Raw genomic sequence first — 15,451 nt, 5'->3', positions numbered from 1 at the left:
AGTGTCATGAAGGCGTGGCGTCGGCGAATCCTGCGAGCGCCGCTGCGAGCTCGGGGACGTGCTGCTGGTGGTAGAAATGCCCGCCGGGGAACTCGCGGTGGCGGCCGTTGACGCCCAGAAGCTCGTGCCAACCGCGCATTTTCTCGGTGCTCGCGCGATCGTCCTCACTGCCGCTCAGCGTCAGGAAGTTCTTGGTGCTGAACGTTGCCGGCGGTGTGAAGCGGTAAGCGTCCTCGAGCTCAAAATCCCGGCGGATCTGCGGCAAGAAGGACAACGCAACCTCGGGCTGATCCGCGAGTTCGCGCGGAATGCCGCCCATCTTCACGAGGAACTCGAGAGCGTCCCGGTCATTCAACTCCCGCAGCTCCCCTGCCGACTCACGAACGTAGATCGGGGCCCGAGCGAACCGCTTGCGCTTCACGGGCGCCGCGCTCGCAGACAGAACTGTTCCCAGCACGGACTGCCCGGCTTCGCTGAGCGCACGCACCGTTTCCACCGCGAGGAGCGCACCCATGCTGTGTCCGAGAATGATCAGGGGCCGGGTCTCGCTCGAGTCTTTCGAAGGACGTTGGGCGAGTATTTCCTGAGCTAGACGGTCGCCGTACCGGTGGAGGCTGTGCAGTTCGGTAGCGCGCCGCGGCGCCGATTCGCCCGAACTTACGTGCCCCGGAAGGACCGCCGTGGACAATCGGATGGAGGTCTCGCCGAAAGCCTCCCGCAACGGACCGACCCACGGGATATAGGTGGAAGGAAGCGCGCCAGCATGCGGGAGAAGCAAGACGTCCAGCGATGCCGGTGTCGATTTTTGACCGGGTAGCGGATTCAAGAGTGCCAAAGATGTACCTCCGGGTTGCGGTGGGATCCTTCTTTACACCCTACTCAGTTCTCCTCAAAGGAAACCGGCACCGCGGCCGCCGTGTAAACGCTGCCATCCTTGGCGCTGTATTCGAGGAACACCAACGCGCCGGTCGCTGCGCCGGTATCGGTGAATGTGACGGAGCCGGTGAATGGTTCTAGCGGTGCAGCGGAGCCGCCCATCACCACAGCTTCGCCGATGCGCGCTGAGGTTCCGTGGGCGTAGAGATGAACGTTGACCACGGCCTCGAACGCGCGCGATTTTCCGGTCACGGTGACGGGGCTGGAAATAGCGGCACCTGCTGCGGGCATCGCTGGCTCAATTTCACTCGAGACGGCACCCAGGATGTAGAAGAATCCGTCGGACATTTGCCGGAACATCACCGTCGTGACCGCCCCGGAGGTCGCGTCGTTTCGAATCTCCACTTCGCCGGACCGCGCATCGCCTTGTTGCACTTCCCCGTAGACCGGATCCGAGAAGCCCACGAGCTCTTCGGCGAACCCCTGGACGGCTTCTTCGGCGGTGCTGTAGCGCAGGCTTCCCGCCGGATTCGGCCAGACCACATTCTTTGCTTCGGCGGCCGGCAGTGCGGTTGCGCTCGTATTCATAGAGGACGACGACGCAGCTGACGTAGGTGCCGACGTTGACGCAGTTGCGGCTGAAGTAGAGGACGCCACTGTTGGCGAAGAAGACGAGCTCAGAGTGCTGGGGACTCCGTCCGGACTCGAAACGCCCGGCGATGAGCTAGCCGCAGGTGGAGTTCCGCCGCCCCTGCCAAACATCATGAAGAGAGCCACCGCCAAGGCGATGACCGCCACCACTAACGCCACAATGGCAGTATTTCGACGCGAAGTTCTCCCCGAGCCGGTCCCCGAACTCCGGGGATGCGCGTCATCGGGATCTTGCTGAGAAAACTCTCTCTCGCTCATGCCAGAACGCTATGCCTGTCTTGAGCGAGAAGCGAGCAAGAGATCGCATCGATTGGGCGTCAATTGCGTAACGGTAAGTAGGCAATTGACATGTGATCTGCAAGTTAAAAGATTTCAGGTGATTTAGCGTGGTCGTCGAAAGATTTCGGAAAGCACTTCCTAAGTGTCATCAACTGGAGATACATTCAAAGTTACAACTACTTCGAAGGGGAACCGAGCGAATTTTCAGAGCGTCTAAATGCTCTTGCGGCAAAAATTCGTCAGCAAAAATCGATCATTGACACGGAAGAAGCGACTAAAAACGCGTTCGTCATGCCGTTCATTTCGACCATCCTCGGAGACGACGTTTTCCATCCACTTGAAGTAGTTCCCGAGTACACCGCCGACGTAGGGGTGAAGAAGGGCGAAAAGATTGACTACGCGATTGTGCGCGACGGTGAAATTCAAATGCTGATTGAGTGCAAGAAGTCTGCTGGCGATCTCCGAATTGAACATGCCTCACAGCTCTACCGCTACTTTGCCGTGACAAACGCATGTGTCGCCGTTCTGACGAATGGTGAGGTCTATCAGTTTTACACTGACTTGGACGCGGCGAACCGGATGGATTCAAAACCATTTTTGATTCTCGATATGTCGGACATCGACGAAACTCTTATTCCAGAACAACAGAAATTGTCGAAAGACAAATTCGATATCGAGTCAGTTGTAAGCGCAGCTGAGGAACTCAAGTACATAGGCCAGCTTAAGCGGAATATCGCTTCGCTGTTCTCGGAACCAACAGAGGAGTGGGTTAAGTTCCTTGCAGCAAAAGTTTACGAGGGTCCCATCACTCAATGAGTACAAGAGCAATTCAGGGACTGCCCACGTTTTGGTTGACTCGTGGGGTTGATAGTTTTTAGGCGGCTAGCGCCATGCTGTTGATTGTCTCAAACTCGATCGGGGTTAGTTTACCGAGTGCTTTCTGCCGTCGCCGGCGATGGTAGGTTCGCTCGATCCAGGTAGTGATGGCCAGGCGTAGTTCTTGGCGGGTGTCCCATCGTTTCCGGTTCAGCACGTTCTTCTGCAACAGGGCGAAGAACGATTCCATGGCCGCGTTATCGCCGCACGCGCCGACCCTGCCCATCGAGCCATTCAAGCCGTTGGCGTTCAGTGCGGAGACGAATTTGCGGGATCGGAATTGGGTGAATTCAATCGGTGGTAGCAACACTCGGTTGTTGTACTGATTCTAGATAATCTTCGAACGCTTCAGCTGGGGTTCTCCATCCCAGGGTCTTTCGCGGCCTGGTGTTGAGGGTGTGAGCGATGGCTGCGACTTCTTCAGCGCCCCATCGTGAGAGATCGGTGCCTTTGGGGAAGTATTGCCGTAGCAGCCCATTGGTGTTCTCGTTCGTGCCGCGTTGCCAGGGGCTACGTGGGTCTGCGAAATAGACTGGTACTCCAGATTCGACGGTGAACTGAGAATGAGCTGAGAGCTCTTTGCCTCGATCCCAGGTGAGTGACTTTCGCAGATGCTCGGGCAGTTCCGCAACAGTCTTCGACAACGCGTTTTTCATGCTCACTGCCCCGTACCCGGCTAAAGGAGGACCGTTCTTCTTCCGCGGGAGGGTGCCGTAGCCTTGTTCGCGAGGCAGATGGACAAGCATGGTGAACCGTGTGGTGCGCTCGACCAGCGTGCCGACTGCCGAGCGATTGAGTCCAATGATCAGGTCACCTTCCCAATGGCCTGGCACGGCTCGGTCTTCGACCTCGGCGGGCCGTTGGCTGATAATGACCTTCTCATCGACATGGGCCCATGATTTCGCCTGCGCTCGGGCACGCGGGACCCGAAGGGCGCGGCCGGTGCGCAAGCAGGTCACCAATTCACGCTTCAGAGCACCACGGCCCTGAATGTAGAGAGCCTGGTAGATAGCTTCGTGCGAGATCCGCATGGACTCATCCTCAGGGAAGTCAACCTTCAGCCGATGGGAGATCTGCTCAGGACTCCAGCCTTTCACCCATCGGCGATCCCCGCGATGAGGCTTATTTCTGCCCTTCCACACAGCCTCATCAGGCCCATCAATCACCTGTCCGTCAGCAGCGGTGACTTTTCCCGCCAGTCGGTCCTGAACGTAGTCCCGCAACCTGGGATTACTCACCAGCTTTGCAGTCTTGGGCCGCTGAGCGAAGACCTCCGACTTCCATTGAGCAACTGAGGCTCGATAGTCCAACTTCCCGCCTCGGGTGGCCGCGTTACGCCGTAACTCTCGTGAAATCGTAGAAGGACTCCGTCCTAGACGACGAGCTATTTCGCGAACACCGATTTCTTGGGCTCGCAGCAGAGCGATCTCCTCACGCTCTTGGAAGGAAAGGTACCGGGAAGAGACCTTCGAGGACATAAACAGCGGCATACCACCACGATTGCGGAACCATCGAGCACCAACGGCTTGAGACACACCAGTGGCCTCTGCTGCCTTCTCAGAGGTGATCCCGGTGGCGATGTGCTTCCAGAACTCTCGTTCGACCTCCTGACGATGAGACGGAGCCCCCGGCGACTTCATCGCTGAACGGCCTGTGAACTGCCGCACCCATGCTGATGGTCTTCCCATTGCATACCTCCACGATCAAGGTGTTGCTACGACCAGTTGAATCCGGGTTGGCTACCACGGTCGGAGTGCACCACGGCCACTGACGGGCTCCTGAGCGCCACGGCGTGGGCCAGTGCGGCCACCGCCAGGGACGCTTTCATACGGCCGTCCATGGAGTAGCCCACGATCCGGTTCGAATACAGATCCTTGATCGCGCACAGGTAGAGCTTGCCCTCTGCGGTGGGGTGCTCGGTGATGTCCGTGACCCACTTCGTGTCCGGCGCCGCTGCGCTGAAGTCCCGCTTGAGCAGGTCATCGTGGACCGGTGGACCAGCCTTACGCCCTCCGACCCGTTTGCGGTGGATGACAGAAAGGATCCCATTGGCCGAGCAGAGCCGCCAGATCCGGCGTTCGCTGGCCACCGTTTTGTCGCCGGCGTTGAGCTCGTCGGCGATGAACCGGTAGCCGAATGCCGGGTCGTCGGCGTGGACGTCGATCGCAGCGTTGATGAGGTGTGCTTCCTCCCAATCCCGAACCGAGACGGGGTTGGATTTCCACTTGTAGAAGGCCTGTTTGGAGAAGTTCAGTACCCGGCAGGTCACCGCGACAGGAACACCGTCGGCGGCAAGGTCAAGGACCAGCGGGAACATCATTTTGGGTTGATGTCCCTGGAAAGATACGCGACTGCCCGGCGCATGACTTCGGCTTCCTGTTCCAAAAGCTTGATGCGCTTCTTCGCTTCCCGCAGCTCGGCGGATTCTTCCTTCGCAGCCCTGGTTTTGGGGTCGTCTTCCTCGTCGGCTTTCTTCAGCCAACGGTGCAGTGCAGCCGGTGAAACGCCGAAGTCCTTGGCGATCGTGGCCAGCGGTGCTTCGCCCTTGCGGGCAACCGCGACCACGTCACGGCGGAACTCTTCGGGAAAGGCCTTGGGCATGATGAACATCCTTCCACCCGCGAGGTTAATCCTCACAGGTCAGGAGTCAACCAAACCTTCAGCAGTCCCTCACGCCACTCGTAACTAAGGCTCGCGGCCAATTTCTTAGCGAGCGAATCAACGATCGACTCAAGGCAGCGCTTGGTGAAACGGGAACGACTCACGTCTACGTTTCAAACAACGATGCAGATCTTGCGAGCACTGTCACTAGCGAAGAAGCTGTCGACAAAGATCTCGCAAACGAAGATGGTGTTATAACCACACTTGAGGAGCTCGATGGGTTCCGTGTAGTTCAGGCGATTGTGTGTGGCGAAGTCAAAGCCAGCACAGTTGCCCATCGAGATGCCAAGTCATACTTTGCGATTCTTCTCGATGACAACAACCGGCGCCCAATCGCTCGTCTCCACTTCAATCGACCTCAAAAGTACATTGGTCTTTTCGACGCGGACAAGACTGAAACTAGGCATCCGATCGAGTCGGTCGACGAGATCTACGCCTTTGCTGACTATGTCAACCTTTTTTGGCCCCAGCATGACGGTTATTCCTGGCCCCACTGAGGAAAATTTGGTGGCCCTGGTCCCGCGGGTGCCCTAGGGTCAGGGGTCCTTCATGAACCAAATGCATAGGCCCCGTTCCCACTGATCGCTGGGCTTGTACCGCTCGATGTCAGGGGTATGGACGAAGTCCACCACCACATCGAGCAACGTTGCGATGGACTCATTCGGTCGGCTCGCCGCGTGAAGAGTGATGGCTTCGAACACGGCTTACGGGCAGAGGAATGCAATATGTTTTCCTCAATGGAAAGACTTGAGTTTCCGCAATGGAAAGTCTACATTGGTGACATGACAGACGAAAGAAGCGCGCGGCCCAATCCTCAGCAGGCACAGCAGGCGCTGGACACCGTTGCCGAATCGCACCGTGCTCTGGCCCCCTTCGTCCGTTCCCCTGGATGGCTGTATCCGGCGCAGGGCGTGGGGATGAGCCTGTTCATCATTGGGTTGGTGCTCTTCACCTCGCATGGGTGGGCGACAGTAGCCCTGGGCACCTCAATCATCATTTTCTGCGTGTTACCGGTCCTGCAGACGGAGCGGTCCCGGGTGATCCTGGACGTTTACACGCACCCTGGAAGCCGGGTCCTGGGCTTGCTCTATCTGGCAGGTTTTGCGGTTCTCGTCACCGGCGCCCTCGTGGTCCATGCCCTAAGCGGAGGAGAGTGGGCTGCTTATGTTGCCGGCCTACTGGCACTTGCCCTCACGCTTGTATGCGGGCCCGCGATGGATAAGAAACTCGCTGCTTCAATTAGAGCCTCTCACTGATGGAGGCCGATTTTGACGAGATCATTCACGTTCCGACCCGACTACGTATCTGCGCGCTCCTGGCCGGTGCAGGAGAAGTGGAATTCAGCGTAATCCGTGACGGTCTTACTCTCAGCGATTCGGTACTGAGTAAGCATCTGAAAGTCCTTGAACAGGCCGGTTACGTCAACCTGCGCAAGGGCACGGTCAACACTCGAACCCGCACCCGGGTGCACATGACCAAGGCAGGTTCACGCGCCTTTAAAGGCCATATCCAAGAGCTGCGGCGGCTGGCAGCCAGTGCAGACCACCTGGCAACCTGACACTGGGCACTGCCAGGCCGTATCTCTGGGGCGTTCCCGCCCGGTGAAAGATCCTGCCGCGGGACGGTCGGCTTGGGGATGAGCTCGCGTTCAGTCCGTGCAAGGAAGCCGTCATCACGGAATGTGGGCGCCGATGCGGGTGACGAGCCCCTGGGGGTCAGCGCACGAGACGAACACCGCGGTGTTGCCGCATTGGATCCGCACGGATGGGCCGCCAACGAGGTAGCCGGTGCCTCCACCGGGGAGAATGCGCAGACCCATGCCTTGGACAAAACCGGTGTTTCGTCCCGCGGAGACTGCTGATATCTCCCGATACGGGATCGTGGTCGCGAAGACACCGGCGACGCGGATCGACAGGCATTCTTCGTCCAGTCGAATCCGGACGGACATCGTCATAACAGCAACGAAAACCGCCGCCACAAGCACCGCCAGCCCGGGCCAAGGAGTGGCAGCCAACAGAATGGACACAGCTGCAATTCCGACAGCAGCCAGCACGGCACGGTACCGCAGAGGTGTAAATGTCCGGAATTCCACAGGTTTCGAGTCTTCCCCCAGCATCATCTCTGCAGTCTTCTAGACGAGTCGCGTGTCAGCAACTCGGTTCATCCACGGACCTGAGCGATTGCCCGGAACTGGGGTGGTTCGGCGTGGTCCGCGGGTGCAGGCGACGCCAGACGTTCCGTGCAGGCGAGTTCTGCAATCACATTCAGCTCCGAAACGTCCCGCCAGCCGATCCCTCAGGGGGCACTTGTACTCAAGGCTGGCCACCCAGAGAGCGGAGGCACCGGCAACCGGGCAGCCGGCATGGGTCCAGCGATTTAGCTCGCTGTTTGTTGGTTGAGGGTGTGGGCGAGGCGGTAGGAGTCGGTGCCGGTTTCGATGATGGTTCCGTTGAAGGTCAGCCGGTCCACGATGGCGGCGCAGAGACGTGGGTCGCTGAAGGTTTTGGTCCAGCCGGAGAAGGATTCGTTGGAGGCGATGGCGATGGAGTTTTTCTCTTCCCGTTCGGTGAGGACCTGGAAGAGGAGCTCGGCGCCTCGGCGGTCCAGTTCCATGTAGCCCAGTTCATCAATACACAGCAGGTCCACGCGGCCGTAGCGGGCGATGGTCTTTGCCAGGACTTTCTCATCGGCAGCCTCTACGAGTTCGTTCACGAGCCGGGTGGCGAGGGTGTACTTGACCCTGTAGCCCTTCTCGGCGGCGGCAGTGCCGAGTCCGATGAGCAGGTGGGATTTGCCGGTTCCGGAGTCACCGATGAGGCAGAGGGGTTGTCCTTTGCGGATCCATTCCCCGGTGGCCAGGGTGTGGATGGTGGCGGGGTTGATGTTCGGGTTTGCATCGAAATCAAAGTCCCCGAGCCATTTGTCCCGGGGAAAGTTCGCGGCCTTCACCCGGCGAATCGAAGAGCGTCGGTCCCGGTCGTCGCACTCGGCCAGCAGCAGCTCGGCCAGGAAGCCCTGGTAGGAGAGTTGTTCCTTCCCGGCGACGGTCAGGGCCTCGTCCAGGACCGCGCGGATGGTGGGCAGGCGAAGCCGGCGGCAGGCCTGGTCCACGGCGGCGACCGCGGCCTGCTCGGTCAGGCCGCGCCTCCGTCGCAGGGTCGGGGTGATGGTGGTGGCCGGTGCGGTAGGGCTCATGAGATGTTCTCCTTCGACGCGGGTCCTGCAGGGTGTTCGGTGCGTTTGGCCAGCAGCTCGTCATAGGCATTGACCGAGGGCAGGGGCCGGATGTCAGGCGGGAGCCCGGCAATGACGGCGGCGGGGTCCATGAGGCGGCGTTGGGTGAGACTGACAACCCGTTGCACTCTCTCTTCAGCATGAGCACCGGGATGACGGTCGGAACTGGCCCCACCCCGGGAAGAGGTCGTGGCGTGTCTGCGGGCTTCGACCGCGACGACGTCTGCGCTGACCGCGCCCACTACCAGCGCAGCGGTGATCCCTGCATGGATGTCTCCGGCTTCCATGGACCGGTGAAGGAGCAGGACGTCGATAAGTTCGCGGGTCCCGTCGGCGTCGCCGTTGACCCGGCGGGAGGCGGCCCAGAAGGCTTCGTGGGCGGACGTGAACGCCCCGGACTCCCGTGCCCTGGCCAGAGCGGTGGAGCCGGGGAGGGCTCCGGGTTTGGTTTTGAGGACTTCGAGATAGTGATCCAGCTGGACCGATTGACCGGACCGGGCGGAGACCCGCTGATGCCTGGCGGCCACGGTTCGGCCGTCAAACACCACGACCTCGGACGCCCGCAGCGAGACCCGGACCCTCCGGCCGATGAACCGGGCCGGGACGGAGTACTTGACCATCCGGACCATGATCATCGAGGACCTATCAACTCTGGGGGTCAGCACCAGACCCGGATCAAACTCCTCCGCCGGCAAAGGGGCCAGGAACGGCCGTTCAATCTCGAAGTCCTGACCGATGGTGCGGACCCTGTCATTGATGCGCCGCCCGTCGTCCTGGGCTTCCCAAGCCCGTATCCGGTCGTTGAGCTCGTCCAGGGAGTCAGCGACAGGCATGGGCGAGAGTCTGTTGCGGCGGAACCGGCCCACCTCTCCTTCAACCCCGCCCTTTTCATGGGCCCCTGCGGTGCCGGACTGGCAATAGAAGGGATCGAAGCCGTAGAACGAACGGAACAACACCCACCGGTCATTCTCCCGACGTTGCCGGCCCTGCCCGAACACCACCGCGGTGACCGCGCTGGTGAGGTTGTCATAGCGGATGTGTTTGGTCGGGATGCCGCCAAGAACGTTGAAGGCCTCGACGTGGCCCTCGAGAAAGGCTTCCTGGGCCTGGGTCGGGTAGATCCGGTGGATGGCTCTGCCAGAATGCGATAACCGGAAGATAAACATGTGGCACTTCGTCTTCACGCCGTTCAGCACGACATAGACCTCGCCGAAGTCCACCTCGGCCTCGGCGCCCGGCGCGTGTTCCTGCGGGACGAACACCTCAACGCGGCGTCCGGCCTCCACATCAATCTGGGCCCGGCGGACCCTGACGTAGTCCCGCACTGTGGAGTACGACAACTCCTGCGCACCGTGCTCTTCGATGAGCCGGGCCAGGATCCTGCGGGCGGTATGGCGCTGCTTCCGCGGCGCCGTCGTATCCTCGATCAGCATCGCATCGATCGCGTCCTTGAACGGCTCCAGCCGCCAGGCCACACCCTGTCTCTGTTTGCGCTCCGGAGGGGCAGCTGAATCCAGTGCCTGCCTCACGGTTCGTCTGTGAACTCCGTGCCGGACCGCCAACGCACGAACCGACAGGCCTTCAACCCGGGCGTCCCTTCGGATCCGCGCGAACAATTCCACTCTCGACTCCATCCAGACCAGCCTTCCGCCGCATCCATCCACTGATGAATCCAACGTTGAAGGTGGGGCCACAAATAACCGTCACAAGTGCCCGGCGAGTCATGAAGTGGGGCCAGATATAACCGTCCTACCGGGGCCATCCAAACCTGTCACAGCCACCTTTGCCGAACAACTACGCGAAACTACACGTCGGTACGCTGCCGAACAGTAATTCGGGTGTTGCATTAGTCTGCCGCCGCGGGTTGTCCGCAAGCGCCGCCGTTTTCCCTCCCCGCGTGTATCTCGCGCAGCGTGATAGGAATTTCGCCGTCTTCCATAGCCCGAAGGACTGCCCGCGGCACGGATGGCAACGCCGTCCTTCCGATAGAACCCAGACTGACTTCACCAGCATTCCAGCGAAGTTCGGCTGGAAGTTCACGGCGGGCATCGCGTTCTCGGTTGTGAACCAAGCTTGGATGAGACCCGGCAAATGGACCGCTTTGGGCGTCGCATAGGTAAAACCGAGTGCTCCGACGATGACTAGAAATACCAGGGATGCTCCGGTGAAGACACCACTGACCGCGGCCATCATCATCTAAGGGAGAAGTTTCATTCTTGCGTCCTTTTGCATGTCCGCCGGATTCACTTCACAGGGTCCGCGTCGGTTCAGCTGTGGACCAGTGAGAACTCATCAGTTCGTCGATAGTGCAGACGCCAACTACGTTACTGCCCAACTCTTGGGCGCAACATAGCCAAAAGTATCGACCTTTCAAAACTTTTGGCTATCGTGCTCGGCGGGTTCTCCGCGACCTAGCTTTGATAGCCCCGGCCGCCCGCACCACTGGAAGCCGAGGCACTAACGCAAGCCCCGGCGTCGTCATCAAAAAATAACTACTCGGCAGCCGCGAGCTGTCCGCAAGCGCCATCGATTTCCTTGCCGCGCGTATCGCGCAGCGTGGCAGGAATTCCGGCATCCTCAAGAGTCTGAATGAACACTCGCGTTACGGACGGCTCGGACGACGTCCAGATGGATCCGGGGGTTGGGTTCAACGGGATCGGGTTCACGTGCACCCAACCGCGTCCGCGCGAGTTGAGCTTCTTCGCGAGCAGCGCGGCACGCCACGCGTGGTCGTTCATATCCTTGATGAGTGCGTACTCGATGGAGACGCGGCGGCCGGTCTTCTTGTAGTAGCCGTACGCGGCGTCGATAGCTTCGTCCACTTTCCAGCGCGAGTTCACGGGAATGAGGTCGTCGCGCAGCTCGTCATCTGGAGCATGCAAGGACAACGCAAAAGTGACCGGAATGTTCTCGTCGGCCAGCTTGTTGATCGCCGGGACAAGGCCCACGGTGGAGACCGTGATGTTGCGCGCGCTCATCCCCAGGCCTTCGGGGGCGGGAGCCACCATGCGATGCACAGCGTTCATGACGCGCTTGTAGTTGGCGAGCGGTTCACCCATGCCCATGAACACGATGTTGGTGACGCGTTCGGCGTCGTGCCCTCCATCGCGGCGCAGCCCGCCCAAGCCGCCTTCGGCGATCACTCGGTTGGCTTGCACAATCTGGTCAAGGATTTCAGCGGCGGACATGTTGCGGGTCAGGCCGGCTTGGCCGGTGGCGCAGAATGGGCAGTTCATGCCGCAACCGCACTGGCTGGACACGCACAGGGTGATGCGGCCGGGGTAGCGCATGAGGACGGATTCCACGAGGGAGCCGTCGAAGAGGCGCCACAAGAATTTGATAGTGTCACCGTTGTCCGTGACGAGGCGCTTGACCTCGGTGAGCAGCTTCGGGAACATCGCCGAAACGAGCTCTTCGCGACCGGTCGCCGGAAGGTCCGTCATACGCTCGGAGTCTGTGGTGTAGTGCTGGAAATAGTGAACGGAAAGCTGCTTCGCGCGGAAGGCTGGGAGGCCCAGTTCCTTGAGCTTCGCCTGACGCTCCTCGAGAGTCAGGTCCGCCAAGTGTGCTGGTGGCTGCGAAACGCGTGGCGACTTGAATTGGAGCAGCGGGCGCCCCTCGGAAGTCGTCTGCTGTTCCCAGCCCTCGGTTGCGGGCCGCACTTGATTGCGGTTATTTTCCCGTACGACGCCGCCACTCAATTGAGCGGGCCGCGTCCCTTCCGCTCCCCTCACCCCGCGCAATGGGCCGGCGCTCGGTGCATCCGGGCGGCGCGCATGCGCTTTGGAGGTTCCGGAACGGTGGTGTTCTGGCTCTGGGGAGGAATTTTTGGGAGTCATCCGCTCCATTGTCCCACGCTTGTGCAAGGCGCATCGAGCCTCTCAACTCTGCACAACGTACCCACCGTTAATACTTTCGTCTATAAATCGTCACCCTAAAGTAGATAGTTTCCCAAACTAAGTTCCAATCTCGAATAGCATCACTTAGCGTACAAGCATGGACATTTGGCAATGGCGGGAAGAGTTTGCCCGAGCCGCTCTGCGTTACGCGGTATTGGCAGCACTGTCTTTTCGGGATGCGCATGGTTATCAGCTTCTGACTTACCTGAAGGAAAAGGGATTCGGAAATATCAAAGGTGGCACGCTGTACCCAGTGCTGGCGCGGATGGAAGACGAAGGCCTACTACGTCATTCGTGGGATACCTCAAACACGGGTCCGGCGCGCAAAATCCTCATGCTCACGGATGAAGGACGCAGTCAAGTTGAGATCGCTGAGCACGCTTGGAAAGACATCTCATTAAGTCTGAAGATGCTGACTTCCACGGCGGCTTAGGCCTTCACTTCTTAGTATTCGCTACTCGACTTTTAGGGATCCACTCATGATCAGCTACCAGACCAGCTTAAAAGCCGCCCTTCGCGCTCGCGGAGCAAGTGAGGACTTAGTGGCATCTGCCATGGAGAGCATTGGGTGGCCGGCAGAGAATCAAAGTCTTGAAGAATATGAGGCACTGGTGAGGGAATTTGGCGAACCTGGTACCTACGCAGCGCAACTCATGCCGGAGAATCGAGGTAAGCCACGTCTTCCGTTCATGCTCGCTGCCATGGTGCTGGCGGTGATTGCGCTCTTCGCGATGCCAATCGAACAATTTGGCTGGTGGAAACCTCTCATTGTCTTGGGACTTTTGGTTGCGGGCATCCTCATCGAATTCGTCCGCTACACCCAAACAGGAAAGCGCTAGTTCGCTGGTGACTCGCGCATGCACTGTGAACCTCAAACTGCATTCACTGAGCCTCATGTTTTCGCTCGTTGTTTATAGGAACTCGTTGCCAAGCAGAGAGGCTGGGGCGTCGCTCGTCATGAGCAACGCCCCAGCCTCTTCCAAATATCGTCTGCTGACTTAGAAGCCGATGATCCACCGGATAACTTCGAACACCACCGCTCCTGAAACGCCATCAAGAATGGCGATCCCGCGAGCCTTGAGCCATGGCTTCAGGGTGTTGTTGAAGTAGTTCACGAAGTGAGTCTTGCCAACCTTTACGGCTCCGATGACGCGCGTGTAAGTGGCATATGAAATTCGCTTGATTGCCTCAAGTGCTGCGCGGACCGCAACTCGAATAGCCAACGCTGGTAGAGCTTGGATGGAAGCCTGACCGGACTTATCCGCCGGTGGAAGCGTCACCAAATTGCCGCTGGACGAGCTTGCGCCACCAAGAGCAAGCGTGGACGCTGCGGAGAGCGAGCTAGTTGCCGCGATAGGAGTCGAAGTGCTCGCCTGGATTGAGACGGTTGCAGTAGCTGGGACGCCGACGGACGCCTGTGCGCTACTGGCTCCAGTGAAGGCCAGAGCACCAACAAGAGACGCGGAAACCGCGGCTTTTACAAATGTCTTTTTCATTTTTCCCCTCAACAAAGTGTCTGTTTTGATCAACAATTGCTGATCACGGCCAGCCTATTTACACTCTTGCGATGAGTAAATGAATCCATGCGAAATTCGATTCAATTGTATTCGAACGTCTAAATCAGTGGACCCGAACGTATTAAAGAAGGACCGCTAGATCCCGACGAAAGTCTGTTGACGGAAGTACCTTTGAATGCACCTATGAGACATCCTCAATGTAGCGCTTGGGGCTGATCATCGTGGCTCCGACGAGCATGACCACCACGCACACACCGAGGGTCGCGAAGGAAGCACCCCAGCCGCCGGTGGCGTCGCGGATGATGCCGAACAGGAAGGGCGCCGCACAGGCTCCCGCGTAACCGAGTCCCTGACTAAAGCCACCCAGAACACTCGCGCCTCGGGTTGTCCGCGAGCGCAAATTGATCATGAGAAGCGCAGTAGCAAAGGTCGCCTGGCCCAAACCGGAGAACGTGATCCACAACCACGTGCCATTCTCAGGCGAGAAGTACATTCCGGCGTGCCCCACAATCCAGAGAACCGTGAAGAGCACGATGGCGTAGAAGGGCTTTTTGAGTTTCGGCAACCACAATGGCACCAGCAAGCTAACCGGCAGTGCGAGGATCGCGAAGTACGCGAGCGCAGTGCCAGCCTCCCCCGGCGTGAAGCCGTGCTCCACGAGATACAACGGGATCCACGTGAAGTACACGTACGTTTGGGCCGAGTTTCCGGCCAAAAAGATGGCCAGGCCCCAAGCAACGGGCGAGCGGAACGGATTGATCTTTGCGGGGGTGGCTGAGGTTGCGAAGGGATCGTCCGGTCGCTTTTTGCCGGTGAGTCTTTCAACGCGACGATCCTGAGCCAACTGAATGGCCCACGGTACGGCAACCACCAGACTCAGGAGTGCCCAAATAGCCATGGAGAACTGCCAGTTGGTGGCTTGGGCAATGGGTACCGCAAACAAAGGGCTGACGGCCGTACCAATAGATATGAGCGTTACGTAGATCGCCGTGACCAGCGCCAATCGGTCCGGGTAGTACTTCTTGATGAGAGGCGGAAGCACCACGTTGCCGATTCCGTATCCTGCGAGCGCCACAATGGACAGCGCCAAGAAGGACCACACGTTTGGCATGAAGACGCGCAGCACCTGACCCACTACAGCCAGCGTGATGGAGACAGCCAGAGCGCGTTCCAGCCCCAACCGTTTAATGAGCGCCGGAGCGAAGAACCCAAACACCGCGAAGGTTCCGGGCGCGAGCATCGCCAAGAGACCCGTGGATGCCGAATTGAAACCGAGAGCAGGTCCGGCTTCGGGAAGCAGTGGCGCCACCACCAGAGCGGCGGCTCGAAGCGCCAGCGCAAGCATGAAGATGCCAACAAGCGCAGCGATGCGCCCGGCGAGAGGTTGTTTCACGAAGAGATTGGTCACCTTTGCACCATGTCACAACTTAGGTTGCAACTCACATCCTGGTCACTCAC

At 59.3% G+C, this 15,451-nt stretch carries 13 protein-coding genes and 3 pseudogenes; 5 read left to right on the top strand and 11 right to left on the bottom strand.

The genetic code is table 11. The features are described from left to right. Positions 1 to 4: 4 nt before the first annotated feature. Positions 5 to 835 carry a thioesterase II family protein gene (locus tag HD598_RS08155; RefSeq protein WP_183665083.1) on the bottom strand — a complete coding sequence of 277 codons (831 nt, stop codon included), beginning with the start codon at positions 833 to 835 and terminating at the stop codon, positions 5 to 7. A gap of 44 nt (positions 836 to 879) precedes the next feature. Then, positions 880 to 1,785 (bottom strand): Gmad2 immunoglobulin-like domain-containing protein, encoded by a 906-nt coding sequence (locus HD598_RS08150; protein ID WP_183665081.1) that lies wholly within the window; start codon positions 1,783 to 1,785, stop codon positions 880 to 882. 183 nt (positions 1,786 to 1,968) lie between these two features. On the opposite strand from HD598_RS08150, the pseudogene HD598_RS08145 reads away from it, so the two are divergent. Then, positions 1,969 to 2,619, top strand: a pseudogene (locus tag HD598_RS08145) (type I restriction endonuclease); the annotation flags it as partial. A 61-nt stretch (positions 2,620 to 2,680) separates the two neighbouring features. Here the strand turns inward: HD598_RS08145 and HD598_RS08140 are convergent. From HD598_RS08140 to HD598_RS08130, 3 genes and pseudogenes are all read right to left on the bottom strand, one after another. Then, a pseudogene (locus tag HD598_RS08140) lies at positions 2,681 to 2,968 on the bottom strand (integrase core domain-containing protein); the annotation flags it as partial. Between the two features lie 4 nt (positions 2,969 to 2,972). Then, complete coding sequence (locus HD598_RS08135; protein WP_183662820.1) at positions 2,973 to 4,370, bottom strand: IS30 family transposase; 1,398 nt, start codon at positions 4,368 to 4,370, stop codon at positions 2,973 to 2,975. A gap of 47 nt (positions 4,371 to 4,417) precedes the next feature. Further along, positions 4,418 to 5,283, bottom strand: a pseudogene (locus tag HD598_RS08130) (IS3 family transposase); the annotation flags it as partial. A gap of 842 nt (positions 5,284 to 6,125) precedes the next feature. On the opposite strand from HD598_RS08130, the gene HD598_RS08125 reads away from it, so the two are divergent. Together HD598_RS08125 and HD598_RS08120 are read left to right on the top strand one after the other, a co-directional pair. Beyond that, positions 6,126 to 6,599: a hypothetical protein gene (locus tag HD598_RS08125; protein ID WP_183665080.1), complete on the top strand. Its 474-nt coding sequence runs from the start codon at positions 6,126 to 6,128 to the stop codon at positions 6,597 to 6,599. Continuing rightward, positions 6,599 to 6,901, top strand: coding sequence for a transcriptional regulator (locus HD598_RS08120; protein ID WP_183665078.1), 303 nt, complete (start codon positions 6,599 to 6,601; stop codon positions 6,899 to 6,901). The genes HD598_RS08125 and HD598_RS08120 overlap by 1 nt, the downstream gene beginning before the upstream one ends. A 114-nt stretch (positions 6,902 to 7,015) precedes the next feature. Here the strand turns inward: HD598_RS08120 and HD598_RS08115 are convergent, their stop codons facing one another. From HD598_RS08115 to rlmN, 4 genes are all read right to left on the bottom strand, one after another. Continuing rightward, positions 7,016 to 7,462, bottom strand: coding sequence for a hypothetical protein (locus HD598_RS08115; RefSeq protein ID WP_183665076.1), 447 nt, complete (start codon positions 7,460 to 7,462; stop codon positions 7,016 to 7,018). A gap of 257 nt (positions 7,463 to 7,719) precedes the next feature. Then, a complete protein-coding gene (gene istB, locus HD598_RS08110; RefSeq protein WP_183665074.1) occupies positions 7,720 to 8,538 on the bottom strand; it encodes an IS21-like element helper ATPase IstB in 819 nt (272 codons plus the stop codon). Further along, complete coding sequence (istA, locus tag HD598_RS08105; protein WP_183665072.1) at positions 8,535 to 10,211, bottom strand: IS21 family transposase; 1,677 nt, start codon at positions 10,209 to 10,211, stop codon at positions 8,535 to 8,537. The genes istB and istA overlap by 4 nt, the downstream gene beginning before the upstream one ends. Before the next feature lie 858 nt (positions 10,212 to 11,069). Then, positions 11,070 to 12,416 (bottom strand): 23S rRNA (adenine(2503)-C(2))-methyltransferase RlmN, encoded by a 1,347-nt coding sequence (rlmN, locus tag HD598_RS08100; protein ID WP_183665070.1) that lies wholly within the window; start codon positions 12,414 to 12,416, stop codon positions 11,070 to 11,072. Positions 12,417 to 12,573: 157 nt separating this feature from the next. Here rlmN and HD598_RS08095 point away from each other — a divergent pair, with 157 nt between their 5' ends. Together HD598_RS08095 and HD598_RS08090 are read left to right on the top strand one after the other, a co-directional pair. Then, on the top strand, positions 12,574 to 12,909 hold the full coding sequence (locus HD598_RS08095) for a PadR family transcriptional regulator (RefSeq protein ID WP_183665068.1): 336 nt from the start codon (positions 12,574 to 12,576) through the stop codon (positions 12,907 to 12,909). Positions 12,910 to 13,018: 109 nt separating this feature from the next. Continuing rightward, positions 13,019 to 13,315 (top strand): hypothetical protein, encoded by a 297-nt coding sequence (locus tag HD598_RS08090; RefSeq protein ID WP_183665066.1) that lies wholly within the window; start codon positions 13,019 to 13,021, stop codon positions 13,313 to 13,315. Between the two features lie 159 nt (positions 13,316 to 13,474). Here the strand turns inward: HD598_RS08090 and HD598_RS08085 are convergent, their stop codons facing one another. Continuing rightward, positions 13,475 to 13,972: a hypothetical protein gene (locus HD598_RS08085; RefSeq protein WP_183665063.1), complete on the bottom strand. Its 498-nt coding sequence runs from the start codon at positions 13,970 to 13,972 to the stop codon at positions 13,475 to 13,477. Between the two features lie 202 nt (positions 13,973 to 14,174). Then, complete coding sequence (locus tag HD598_RS08080) at positions 14,175 to 15,386, bottom strand: MFS transporter (protein WP_311538994.1); 1,212 nt, start codon at positions 15,384 to 15,386, stop codon at positions 14,175 to 14,177. Positions 15,387 to 15,451 lie beyond the last annotated feature (65 nt).

Origin of the sequence: Neomicrococcus aestuarii, assembly GCF_014201135.1 — a bacterium.
GTDB lineage: Bacteria > Actinomycetota > Actinomycetes > Actinomycetales > Micrococcaceae > Neomicrococcus > Neomicrococcus aestuarii.
This window is presented reverse-complemented; position numbering and strand designations above follow the sequence as displayed.